Here is a 12175-nt window from a genome sequence, read left to right on the forward strand (position 1 = left end):
TCCTGTAAGTTGTTTTCGATGGATCATTATTTAGAAATCATGCCATGCGGGTCAATCACAAATTTCTTCGCCACACCCGAATCAAAATCGCTATATCCTTTAGGGGCTTGATCAAGGGAAATGACGGTTGCATTAACGGCTTTGGCGATTTGTGCTCTTCCGCTTAAAATAGATTTCATCAAGCTGCGGTGATATTGCATGACAGGGGTTTGGCCTGTCACAAAAGTATGGGCTTTTGCCCAGCCAAGTCCAATTCGCACTTTCAGAGATCCAACTTTTGCATCTTCATCCACAGCACCTGGATCTTCTGTGACGTAAAGTCCTGGAATTCCAAGCTTACCGCCAACTTTGGTAATATCCATAATTGTATTTAAAACGGTGGCTGGTGCTTCTCCTTGATCTCCATGACCTGAAGCTTCAAAACCGACACAATCGACCGCACAGTCGACTTCTGGCTCTCCAAGGATGTTTGTCATTTGTTCACCGATTCGATCATGTTTTCGTAAATTAATCGTTTCGCAGCCAAAGCTTCTCGCCTGCTCGAGCCTTTGTTCATTGAGATCGCCGACGATGACAGCAGAAGCGCCAAGGAGCTGAGCGGAATGCGCTGCTGCAAGACCTACTGGCCCTGCACCAGCAATATAGACAGTAGAGCCTGGTTTTACGCCAGCCGAATACGCACCATGAAAACCTGTCGGGAAAATATCGGAAAGCATTGTCAAATCAAGTATTTTCTCCATCGCCTGATCTTTGTCCGGAAATTTAAGCAGCTGGAAATCAGCATATGGCACCATGACGTACTCTGATTGGCCGCCAACCCATCCGCCCATATCAACATAACCATAAGCTGAGCCAGGTCGATCGGGGTTCACATTTAAACACACATGGGTTTTTTGTTCTTTACACATGACGCAGCGACCACAGGCAATATTAAATGGAACTGATACGAGATCACCCTTTTGGATAAACTCTACATCTCGTCCAACTTCAACGACTTCACCAGTAATTTCATGACCAAGGACAAGTCCTTCAGGCGCAGTTGTACGCCCTCTTACCATGTGCTGGTCGCTCCCGCAAATGTTTGTTGTCACCACTTTTAAAATGACGCCATGCTCACACTTACGTCCAACATTGGCTTTAGGTACACCAGGGCCATCCCTTAAAACCAAATCAGGGTATCCAATATCCTCAACTGCTACATTTCCTGCTCCTTTGTAAACGACACCTTTGTTTCCCGACATGTTTTCATTCCTCCCTTTTAGTTTAAAAATGAAGTCTCTCCAAAATTCTCTCTTTCTCGGGCTTTTTCCTTCTTTTAACCGCACATTGACTCAAAAAATAAGTGACAAATGTCTATCTAGGAGAGAAAAATGTATTTTCCAGTCAAATAAAAAAGAAAATATTGAAAAAAAAGCTAAACATTTGCAGAACATTGTCGATATAAGGAATAAGCCAGACAGGTATCCTTAATCGACAAACAAATTCCTTATATATACTATCATTCCTTACACACCTGGCTGGCCCCTACATATGAAATGAATGCAAAAGACTCTTCTTGTGAAGAGTCTTTTTTATTGATGAATGATCAATTCCCACATGCAAAAAAGGCCCTTCTGACGAAGAGCCTTTTTTTGAGTGCTTGTTCATTACCTGGGAAATATTTTCATCATTTTAAGGCTTTGATACAGATGTATGTATCATAATGGTAAACAGAGACGTCTCTAAAGTGATACGCTGAAAAAAGACAGCTGATGTCTTCTTCACTGTACGTTGAAAGAGACTGAGAGCGTTTTTGTTCCTTCATCAGTTCCTGCTTTTGAAAAGATAAGAATACTTCTCCATCCACTTGAAGAACACGATATACCTCTTTCATGACTTGTTCGATATCTGGCAAGTAATAGATGGTCTGCACTGTGAACAATTTATTGAATGATCTGTCTTCAAAAGGTAATTGCTCAGCTTTTCCAAGTGTGATAACGGCTTTTTCCTGCTCGACAAGCCTCTTATGTTTTCTTTTCGCGTATTTTACCATATGACGCGAAGCATCGATTCCATATACTTTCCCTCGATCAAGTTTTTCCGCTACTTTAGATAATGTCATACCTCTTCCAGTACCAATTTCTAAAATCCGGTCGTTTTCTTGTATATTTAAGAGTTGAATCGTCCATTGATTGATATTATGATGATTTTTTTCCATATAGCGGGCAACCCATTTTGAGAACAAGCCCTTTGGTTCCCTCATTTGTTTTCCAATCCAGCTTTGAATCAATGTCAACACCTGCTTTGCACCAGTAAATAAAACTATTTACGAATTTTCTTACTTTTCATATCGGCTCTCGCCTAACAAAAGTTAAGACCTAGTCCTAATTTCTTTGTCTTTTATTAGACGGCACCTTTTCTGAAAATGTTTCGCACGTCATGAAAAATATTTAAACAAATAGGCATTTTCATTAATTGTGCTCAGATTGATTTCGTTTTCTGCATGAGCTGCATATTTTATGAATGTATCTTGATTAGATAAAGGTGGTGCTAGATTATGGGCTTTGGCGGTTATTCTGGAGGCTACTGCGGTGGCTACGGTGGCGGTTTTGCAGGCGGATTCGCATTGCTTGTTGTACTGTTCATTTTGTTAATCATCATCGGTGCAAGCTGGATTTGCTAATGTAAAAGGAGCAGGAAACGATAACGTTTCCTGCTCCTTTTCTTTAATACCAATAAGTTGGATAATTGTGCATATAGCGTCTGAGCATTTCTTCTTGCTCTCTTTGCATTCTGTATGGATTGCCGTATCCGTGCTTTAAAGAATGCGGAATAGACGCATACCCGTGCCCCACTGACGGAAACCTCATATATGGTGACATCGACATTCATTGATCACCTCACAATCTCCTTTTACGGTTATCATATGTGCAGGTGATCAATGTGGAGCGTGTCTAAACCTGGTCCTTCTCCCTTGTATAACAATCAAGCATTGCAAGCATCATAAACATGTCAATCTCCTCCTTTTCATGTTTTTATTGTCCTTTTTAGTTCATGTACTTTAGTTGTTTCTGCTTCATTTCTTCATAAATTGTTTCGACTTGTTGTTCATAAAGAACGGTTTCAATGTCCTTGTATTTACGTTGGATCGTCAAAGTAATAAAAAATAAATGGATTGTCATATACGCTCACCTCCCTTCAGTTCGCAGCACGCGAAATAGCCCGCAGATCTTCTTTATCAGTTGACCTGCGGGCACACAAAAATGCAGATCAAAAGACAGTGTCTTCTAACCTGCGATGGATGATACGTGAAATCCTCGTTTACTTAAACAGTTTTGTAGCGTGAACCGTAAAAGGTAAAGGAAGGACACGAGCTCTTCCACAGGCTGATGACATGATGAAATTGGTTGTTGAATTGATCACAAGTAGATACGAATAACATATTCTTCAGCCTCCTTTACGTTTTTAATTACTTTGTAAGTATATCCAGCAAGCACCATTTTGTAAACCTGTTTTTAGTAAATTAGATGATTTTTGTGTGTTTGACTAAATTTCCATAGTGATTCTTGTCCGATTATCCAGTGCAATTTAAAAAAGTCTCCTCATCACATGAGGAGACTTTTCGACTTAATCTTCATCTAGTTCTTGTAGCTTTTTTTGAAAAAAGATCGCACGTTTCACGCAAAGAAAAGCAGCCAATAGGAAAACACAATCAACTGCCAGCATCAGCATTTTTGGTGATGCTTCTATGTGCTGATTCGGTAAAATCGTACCAATATATAAAAAGGTGCTGACAGCAAGCAAAATAAAAGCGTATTGCTTGTAATCTGTCACTAAACCATCCCACTTTTTCTTCACTTGATTCACCTTCCCGTTATCAATGTCTATTGATAGCTTACCATAGTGAGAGAAAGCGAGGGGCATGTAAATCTATCCATTCGTTACTGCGTCGAGCCCTTGTTCAATATCATGTAATAAGTCATCAATATCTTCAATACCGACAGAAATACGGATTAAACCATCTGTGATGCCAAGCTCTTCTCTGCGCTCTTTTGGAATGGATGCATGGGTCATGCGAGCAGGAACAGAGATTAAACTTTCAACCGCCCCTAGGCTTTCTGCGATTGTAAACAATTTCAATTGGCTTAAAAACACGTCGACATTTTCTTCTTTTCCAATATCAAAAGAAATCATACCGCCAAAGCCTGTTGCTTGAGTTTTTGCAAGCTCATGACCTGGGTGTGCGCTTAAACCTGGGTAATAGACACGTGTAATCGCAGGATGCTGTTCTAAAAACTCAGCGATTTTCTGCGCGTTTTGTTGATGTGCTTCCATTCTTAGCCCGAGCGTTTTCATCCCTCGCATTAGAAGCCACGCATCTTGCGGTCCAAGAATACCGCCTGTAGAGTTTTGAACAAAGTGCAGTTCTTCACCAAGCTCTTCAGTAGCTGTCACGACAAGTCCGCCCACCACATCACTATGGCCGCCTAAATATTTTGTGGCACTGTGCAAGACAATGTCAGCCCCATATGAAATCGGCTTTTGAAAATATGGGGTAAAAAACGTATTATCGACAATCATCAAGATGCCAGCTTCTTTTGTGATCCGGCTTATGGCTTGTAGATCGGTCATTTTCAGCAATGGATTGGTTGGTGATTCAATATAGACGGCTTTTGTTTCTGGTAAAATTGCTTTTTTCACCGCTTCAGGATCACTTGTGTCTACAAATGTGGCTTTAATGCCAATCCGGTTGAGCACCTTTGTCATCACACGATAGGTTCCGCCGTACACGTCGTCAGTCAGTACGATATGATCTCCGCTGTTAAACAGCATCATCACAGCTGTAATTGCAGCCATCCCTGAACCGAATGCATAGCCGTTTGCCCCGCCTTCAAGATCACGAATGACTGTTTCCAGTGCTGTTCTTGTTGGATTCGCAGTTCTGGAATATTCATATCCAGTGTGCTCGCCTGCTTTAGGCTGCTTATAGGTGCTGACTTGATAAATAGGAACAGACACGGCTCCTGTTTTTTCATCACCAGTGATTCCACTATGAATCATCATTGTTTTTGGCTTCATTTTATTTTCCTCCCTCATAAATACCTTTACTTAGATAACGCTCACTGCTATCAGGAAAAATGGTGACGATCACTGTCCCAGGTGATGCCTTTTTCGCTTCCTCTAAAGCGGCAAATAGAGCGGCACCAGACGAGCTTCCGATCAGAACACCTTCCTTTTCAGCTGCTTCTTTCACCATTCGGAAAGCATCATCGTCACTGACGGTATAAATCTCGTCAAATAAAGTCGATTCCATATAATCTGGAATAAATTCAAGGCCAATTCCTTCCGTTCTATGCGGCCCCGGCTTTCCGCCATTTAAAATAGATCCTTCTGGTTCCACGATCACTGTTTTTAGCGCTTCTTTTTGCTCTTTTAAATAGGCAGCACATCCTTGAAATGTTCCGCCAGAACCCGCTCCTGCTACAAACACGTCTATGTTCCCCTGGAGGTCAGACCATATTTCTGGCCCGAGTGTTTTATAGTAAGTCAATGGATTTACTTGGTTTTTAAATTGTAAGACGCAATAAGCATTGTCAAGGCTTGCCTCTAGTTCAAGGGCTCGATCAATCGCACCCTTCATCCCATCTTTTCTTGGTGTATGAATAATTTCTGCACCAAGCGCCTTCATGAGCTGTTGTTTCTCTTGACTAAAATGTTCTGGTACACAGAAGATCGGATGCAATTGATGTTTTCTTGCACTTAGCGCAAGCCCGATGCCTGTGTTTCCTGCAGTTGCTTCAATAATGGTTCCGCCTGGGCGCAGTTTGCCCGATGCCAGCGCTTCTTTAATCAGCATATCACCTAAGCGATCCTTAATACTTCCGCCTGGGTTCATCATTTCAAGTTTTGCATAAACATCAACACCTGCCGGCACACCCATCCCTGACAGTTTTAAAAGCGGTGTGTGGCCAATTAATTCCGTAATATCATGTATGACAGCCATATAAATCCCTTCCTTTGTATGGAAAAGAAGGGGGAAACCCCTTCTTTTATTGTGTTTGCTTTATCATACGCAGGACAAGGTCTGTTGAGTGAATCGCTGCTTGCTCTAGAAATTGATCAAAAGAGATATTGGATTCTTTCCCAGCAATATCTGACAACGCTCGAACGACCACAAATGGCGTTTCAAATAGATGGCAAACTTGCGCAACTGCTGCTGCCTCCATTTCCACTGCATACAGCTCTGGAAATTTCTCTCTCACAAACGCGACACGACCAGGATCATCCATAAATGAATCTCCTGTTGCAATCGTTCCTTTTGCCACTTGAATATGATCGATTTCTGAAGCAGATTCCTCTGCCAGCTTCACAAGCTGATCATCTGCGATGAAAGCAGCTGGTAATCCTGGCACTTGTCCATATTCGTAATTAAAGATCGTCACGTCCACATCATGATGTCTCACATCAGTAGAGATGACAATATCACCTACATTTAATGAGTGATGGAAACCGCCAGCTGATCCTGTATTGATCACATAATCTGGCTGAAAGCGGTCAAGCAGAAGTGTTGTGCTGACCGCTGCATTCACTTTTCCAATCCCTGATTTTAATAAAATCACTTCTTTATCTTCATAAACACCTGTTGTAAATTCACACCCAGCGATGTTTTCTTGTGTGGCATTCTTTAGTTGGTCTCTTAAAATCGTCACTTCTTCTTCCATTGCACCTATCACTGCGATTTTCAAATAAAAAACATCCTTTCATTCCCTTTTCTTCGCTTCTACGATCCACACAAAATCATTCATTTGATGAAAAGATGTGCTAAAACCTTCTTCTTCAAAGATTTGCTTTAACACACCTATGGATGGATAGTATTCCGTTTCTAAATCCTCTGCAAGCTGATCGAATCCAGCGGCTTTCGCTTTGTTCGTTTCAGCTTGATGTGCTGCTTGATTTTGAAACATTGTATCAGCAAAGACTATTTTACCACCTGAGGGAAGGATGTTGCCATAGGTGTGGATGGCTTGTTTTTTTTCTTCGTCCGTTAAATGATGGAAAGCATATGAACTGACGATCGTATCAGGCTCAAAAGGTGGAGCTGGAAACGATAAAAAATCTCCGTCATGAAATACATTTGGTATTCCTTTTTGAAGAGCCGCTTTCTTCATGGCTTCTGAAGGTTCAACGCCAAACACTTTCTTATCTGCTTGAAGCAGTGCCGCCGTTAGGTTTCCTGTGCCGCTTCCAAACTCAATGACATGTTGACCTGCACGGCGAGTAATCTCTTTTAGAATGGCCGGATACCGGCGAAATACTTCTTTATACTGCTCGTCATGACCACTTACAGTGTCATCATAAGATTCAGCCCAATGATCAAATAAAGAAAGAAACTCACGTCCCATTTTTCTTTCCCTCCACTTTATCTATTTATTCCTATCCGTATAGTATGTTTTATTCCGTCGAACAGTTCCTATCCTACCACATCTTCTGATTCTTTCCTACTAAAAAATACTGGGCGGGGTAGAAAAATATTTGCCCTTTTGAATGGGAGAGATTATGATGAATCTAGAGCATGGAGGGATGAATGAAATGGATTTTCAACTGGATTTTTTAAAGGACAAAATTGAATTTTTTGAAGCAACGTCTTTAAAAGAACTTGAACAAAAGATCCAAAAACAAATTGAACATAATCAGGCGATCTTGCTGACTGTTCATTCTGTGAGTCATCAAACGACTGTCATTGATGATAAGATTTTGTATACAGCAGTTGTTCATTTTAAAGCGAATGTCTCATAAAAAAAGATTAGCGTGTAGGCAGTCAGGTCTGTGCGCCGGTGCTAGTCCTTCCTAGACTGCAAAGGTTTTCTATCACGCTGAAAAGAAGAAAAAGGCTAAAATGAAGTTCATATTAGCCTTTTTGCATGCATCTTTTTTATTTTATTTTAATTTTTCAACCTTCACAGGTTTCCAGCCTTTTTCGTCCACCCACGTAATTTCTACACGGTAGCGTTCACCTGTTGATTTATCACGGATGGTTCCTTTTGCATCTTGAGGTCCTCCGTTATTTCCTAACCAAATAACAGTCATTTGATCTTCTGAGATTCCTGTCGCATAGGACATGGCTTTGATCATTTCTTTCCAGTCTTTTGAGTTAGCATCATAGGTTGCTGTATGTGATCCCGATTGCTCTGTTCCTACAGGCTCCCAGTTATCGTTTTCATATGTTTTGTCTACGTCACTTGTTTTACCGCCATCTGTTTCTGTGGCATCTTTTAACGCATCTTTGTTTGGCTCTTCTTCATCATCTGTTTTCTTTGTATCGTCTTTTTTGTCAGATGAATCGTCTTTTTTTGCATCCGCATCATCGGATGTATCTTTCTTTTGATCTTTCACATCTTCTTCTGAGTTTTGTTTATTTTCACTCGATGCAGGTGCTGTTTTGGATGGTTCGTCTGCTACATTTGTATCTTTCGGTTTATTAAAAATTAACAAACTCGATGCGACAACCAAAATAAGCACCACAACGATACCAATTAATATGTTAAGCACCATATTCGCCTTTCTGCGCTTATCACGATGTTCAAATCGAGAATTTCTACTCAAAATCTCTGCACTCCTTTGCCTCTGTTCCCTAAGTCGTTACTATTCTAACATGACATGAAGGGATGTTCTATGTCTGTTTCTTTTCAATTTCATTGACCTTTTTTACAATATCATAAAACGCTTCATTTGTCTTAGCCCGGCCACTTGCCTCGTCAAGGTGAACAACGACGAGAGCGTATGTTGGTTTTTCTGCCGGAAAGTATCCGGCAAACCACTTGTGATAAAGTGGATTCCCCTGTTTATCTTTGCTGCCGGTTTGGGCAGTGCCTGATTTCCCTGCTATATGGAACGGCAGGTCTTGAAATCTTCTTCCTGTTCCTTTGTCAGACGTCACCACCTGCCTTAAATACTTTTGCAAGGTTTGAGCTGTATAGCGGTCAATACTGTCACCATCAGGTCGTTTGTTTTGAAAGGATAGCATCGTTGTTCCGTTTTGATACATCACTTTATCTGCAATCCTCACTTCTTTTCGTTCTCCGCCCCTTGCAATCGTTGCCATCATATTGGCAATTTGTAAGGGGGTTGTTTTGACATTTTTTTGACCAATCGCCGTTTGCGCAATGGCTTTTTTGACATGCTTGTCTCTTTTATCTCCCCACACACTGCCTGTTTCTTCACGATCAAACTGTTTGAATTGTTGCTTGTGATATACATCCCCTTCCCAGCCGGCTCGATCCACAAGCCCAAGCTTTGAAGCTGTCTTTTCAAGGATTTGATCATCTGTTTGGATGAGCTGCTCAGCGAGTGTCGCAAATGTATAATTACAGCTTTGCGCAAAGCTTTCAGACAGATTCAGTACTTCCTGCTTTCCTTCTGGCTCTCCATATAAATTCTTTCGACAATCATACATCGTTTGTGGCTGGTTCAAGTTTTTTTCAATCGCTGCGGCAAGTACGACCGTTTTAAATACAGAACCGGGAGCCATTGCGGTCAGCATGTAATTTCTTGCCTCATGGCGGTTTTTGCTGGTCACATTTGGAACACTCGCCATCGCCAGCACACTGCTATTTTGAATGTCGAGCAGAACCGCTCCGCCTTTTTCAACACCTTGTGCTTTGAGAACATTCTCCATTTCCCTCTGCATGTCTTCGTCCATGGTTGTCTGCACTTGCAGCGGATAAAACGAATGAGCTTCTGCTGTATATTTGACGTCCATCCCAAACAAAGGGTTTCCCCTTCCGTCCACATGATATAACAATTTTGTGTCTTGCTCTGGTAATAGAAATTCGTCAAATGTACTTTCCAAACCGAATGTACCGATCTCAGTGCGGATTGAAAGCTCTTTTTTGTCCGGATAACGTTTTCTCAAGAGTTCTGGATTCTCGCTTGTGAAACCTAATGTGTGGAGGGCAAGTCTTTTTTTGTCCTTCTCTTTCATATATACGCCGTAAACACCTGAATATTTCATATCATTGATGTCTTTCAGCTTTTTTTTCGTGACATCATCTTTTAAAATGAGTGGTTTCTTCGTTTCTGTCAGCTGGCTCTTCAATTCATCTTCTTCCATCTCAAGTATAGAAGCGGTTTGTTTTAAGTGAGGGAGGTCATATTGCAGGAAAGGAAATATGATGACCGCAGGCTCTTCTTTTGTGAGAAGTGCCTCGCCGTTTCGATCTAAAAATTCGCCGCGTCCGTCTGAAATGACTACTTCTTCTGTCCGCTGCCTGACACTTTCTTGGATCAAATTAATATCAAGCTTTGAAAAAGATTCTGTGAAAAACAACTGAATTTCCGCTAGTCTAAATAGGAGACCGAGCAATAAGATAAAAATAATGACACCTGTCCATTGGATTCTTCTTGTTTTCAGCATAAAAACACCTCGTCCCTATTGTGGACGAGGTGTTTATCGTATAAACGTAATTATGAAATTTTTACAATTTGGACGAACATTTCTCCGCCAGGTGTTTGAACCGTGACTTTGTCGTCTACTTGTTTGCCTAAAAGGCTTTTTGCAATTGGTGAATCGTTTGAAATTTTGCCTTCAAACGGATCAGCTTCTGCACTTCCTACAATCGTATAAGACTCTTCTTCACCGTCCGGTAATTCAACGAATGTGACCGTTTTACCGAGTGAAACAATATTTGAGTTACCTTCATCTTCAATAATTTTGGCATTACGAATCATATTATCAAGCGTTGTAATACGACCTTCTACAAACGCTTGCTCTTCTTTAGCAGAATCATATTCCGAGTTTTCAGAGAGGTCTCCAAAACTTCTAGCGATTTTAATACGCTCTACAACCTCTTTACGTTTAACCGTTTTCAAATATTCAAGCTCTTCTTCTAATTTGCGCTTTCCTTCTTCTGTCATTGGAAATACTTTCTCTTGTGCCATGAATCATTCACTCCTTCTATTAATCCTCATCATACAAGCTTTCTGCATGTGAGTGACGACTGAAATATACAAGAATGAGGACATATTCCGGCCCTCATTCCTTCTGTCCCATATTCGTAAAAGTCCATCTTACATGGCGTCCCTTTTAGATGCAACTATTATGCCTTTTTATTAGGCAGGAACAGCAGCGGTCTCATGATGATGTATTATCTTCATCGCACAAACTGTGGAAAGGCACAGGAAGCTCCTGTACCTCGTTCGGCCATTTCGATCATATGTAGAAGAATAGCTTATCCATTCTCCATCTTCCAATACATAATATGGTCAGTGTACGATATGTCTATGCTATATTATTACAAAATTGCATTTTGATCAAGAATTGTTTGAAAATTTGTGATGATTTGTTTGTCGTTTTTTTAATATACTTTTACAAAGCAGGAATAACTGAAACTTTCAGCATTCCATCGTGATTTTCCTGTCTCCATTTCGCAGCATTGTTTTCCTATCATATCAAATCTTTTACTCAGGGACTGCTTCTTACAATTTAAAGTATTGACTACAAGAGCATGATGTTGAAAAGACCTTTACGTCGTAAAGGTCTTTGTTCTTCTCCACCAATTACTCTCCGCGGTTTTGAAGAATCGTTTGAATTTTTGTCACCATGAGGTCAATGGCCACATGATTTTGACCGCCTTCTGGGATGATGATATCGGCGTATCGTTTTGACGGTTCAATGAATTGATTGTGCATCGGTCTGACGACAGATACATATTGTTCAATCACGGAATCAATCGATCTGCCTCTTTCTTTCGTATCACGTAAAATACGGCGAATGATCCGAAGATCTGCATCTGTATCCACATACAGTTTAATATCCATTAAGTTTCTTAGACGTTCGTTTTCAAGAGCAAAGATTCCTTCAACGATGATGACATCCTTTGGTTCAACATGTACCGTCTCTTCTGAACGTGTGTTTAGTTTAAAATCATAAATTGGTTTTTCAATGGACTCGTACTTTAGCAGCGCTTCTACATGCTCAATCATCAGGTCATTGTCAAATGCAAGCGGATGATCATAATTGGTCAGCAGGCGCTCTTCAAATGGCATATGACTTTGATTTTTGTAATATAAATCTTGCTGAAGCATGAGGATTGAATGTCCTTTAAATTTTTCGTAAATGGAATTGGTGACGCTCGTTTTACCTGAACCCGAGCCGCCAGCGATTCCAATCACCACTGGTTTTTTCCCCATGTGCCGG

The 12175-nt window shown here is 40.8% G+C and carries 15 protein-coding genes; 2 read left to right on the forward strand and 13 right to left on the reverse strand.

Annotated elements, in window-relative coordinates; all coding sequences use genetic code 11:
• Positions 1-26: 26 nt before the first annotated feature.
• Together fdhA and EBQ12_RS09780 are read right to left on the reverse strand one after the other, a co-directional pair.
• Positions 27-1241 (reverse strand): formaldehyde dehydrogenase, glutathione-independent, encoded by a 1215-nt coding sequence (gene fdhA / locus EBQ12_RS09775; RefSeq protein WP_017367682.1) that lies wholly within the window; start codon positions 1239-1241, stop codon positions 27-29.
• Positions 1242-1666: 425 nt separating this feature from the next.
• Positions 1667-2269 carry a class I SAM-dependent methyltransferase gene (locus EBQ12_RS09780; protein WP_017367683.1) on the reverse strand — a complete coding sequence of 201 codons (603 nt, stop codon included), beginning with the start codon at positions 2267-2269 and terminating at the stop codon, positions 1667-1669.
• Between the two features lie 267 nt (positions 2270-2536).
• On the opposite strand from EBQ12_RS09780, the gene EBQ12_RS19735 reads away from it, so the two are divergent.
• The gene (locus tag EBQ12_RS19735) at positions 2537-2662 is read left to right on the forward strand and encodes a YjcZ family sporulation protein (protein WP_008342643.1); all 126 of its coding nucleotides are present in this window, start codon (positions 2537-2539) and stop codon (positions 2660-2662) included.
• Between the two features lie 43 nt (positions 2663-2705).
• Here EBQ12_RS19735 and EBQ12_RS19360 read toward each other — a convergent pair whose 3' ends face one another.
• From EBQ12_RS19360 to EBQ12_RS09815, 7 genes are all read right to left on the reverse strand, one after another.
• Complete coding sequence (locus EBQ12_RS19360) at positions 2706-2867, reverse strand: hypothetical protein (protein ID WP_164511644.1); 162 nt, start codon at positions 2865-2867, stop codon at positions 2706-2708.
• Positions 2868-3026: 159 nt separating this feature from the next.
• Positions 3027-3161: a YrzI family small protein gene (locus tag EBQ12_RS09790; protein WP_106036909.1), complete on the reverse strand. Its 135-nt coding sequence runs from the start codon at positions 3159-3161 to the stop codon at positions 3027-3029.
• A 445-nt stretch (positions 3162-3606) separates the two neighbouring features.
• The gene (locus tag EBQ12_RS09795) at positions 3607-3837 is read right to left on the reverse strand and encodes a YrhC family protein (protein WP_017358091.1); all 231 of its coding nucleotides are present in this window, start codon (positions 3835-3837) and stop codon (positions 3607-3609) included.
• 72 nt (positions 3838-3909) lie between these two features.
• Positions 3910-5058, reverse strand: coding sequence for a bifunctional cystathionine gamma-lyase/homocysteine desulfhydrase (locus EBQ12_RS09800; protein WP_008342652.1), 1149 nt, complete (start codon positions 5056-5058; stop codon positions 3910-3912).
• A gap of 1 nt (position 5059) precedes the next feature.
• Positions 5060-5983, reverse strand: a complete 924-nt coding sequence (locus EBQ12_RS09805) for a PLP-dependent cysteine synthase family protein (protein ID WP_007501427.1) — start codon at positions 5981-5983, stop codon at positions 5060-5062.
• A gap of 46 nt (positions 5984-6029) precedes the next feature.
• On the reverse strand, positions 6030-6725 hold the full coding sequence (gene mtnN / locus EBQ12_RS09810) for a 5'-methylthioadenosine/S-adenosylhomocysteine nucleosidase (protein WP_019743016.1): 696 nt from the start codon (positions 6723-6725) through the stop codon (positions 6030-6032).
• 15 nt (positions 6726-6740) lie between these two features.
• On the reverse strand, positions 6741-7382 hold the full coding sequence (locus EBQ12_RS09815) for a class I SAM-dependent DNA methyltransferase (protein ID WP_081114969.1): 642 nt from the start codon (positions 7380-7382) through the stop codon (positions 6741-6743).
• A 187-nt stretch (positions 7383-7569) separates the two neighbouring features.
• Between EBQ12_RS09815 and EBQ12_RS09820 the strand changes: the two genes are divergently transcribed.
• Complete coding sequence (locus EBQ12_RS09820; protein WP_024718362.1) at positions 7570-7776, forward strand: YrzA family protein; 207 nt, start codon at positions 7570-7572, stop codon at positions 7774-7776.
• A gap of 141 nt (positions 7777-7917) precedes the next feature.
• Here the strand turns inward: EBQ12_RS09820 and EBQ12_RS09825 are convergent, their stop codons facing one another.
• From EBQ12_RS09825 to udk, 4 genes are all read right to left on the reverse strand, one after another.
• On the reverse strand, positions 7918-8583 hold the full coding sequence (locus tag EBQ12_RS09825; RefSeq protein ID WP_017367687.1) for a YrrS family protein: 666 nt from the start codon (positions 8581-8583) through the stop codon (positions 7918-7920).
• 67 nt (positions 8584-8650) lie between these two features.
• Positions 8651-10393 (reverse strand): peptidoglycan D,D-transpeptidase FtsI family protein, encoded by a 1743-nt coding sequence (locus tag EBQ12_RS09830; protein ID WP_125589857.1) that lies wholly within the window; start codon positions 10391-10393, stop codon positions 8651-8653.
• A 50-nt stretch (positions 10394-10443) separates the two neighbouring features.
• On the reverse strand, positions 10444-10917 hold the full coding sequence (greA, locus tag EBQ12_RS09835) for a transcription elongation factor GreA (RefSeq protein ID WP_007501433.1): 474 nt from the start codon (positions 10915-10917) through the stop codon (positions 10444-10446).
• A gap of 618 nt (positions 10918-11535) precedes the next feature.
• The gene (gene udk / locus EBQ12_RS09840) at positions 11536-12168 is read right to left on the reverse strand and encodes a uridine kinase (protein ID WP_007501435.1); all 633 of its coding nucleotides are present in this window, start codon (positions 12166-12168) and stop codon (positions 11536-11538) included.
• Positions 12169-12175 lie beyond the last annotated feature (7 nt).

Origin of the sequence: Bacillus sp. 2B09 (assembly GCF_003946835.1) — a bacterium.
GTDB lineage: Bacteria > Bacillota > Bacilli > Bacillales > Bacillaceae > Bacillus > Bacillus altitudinis.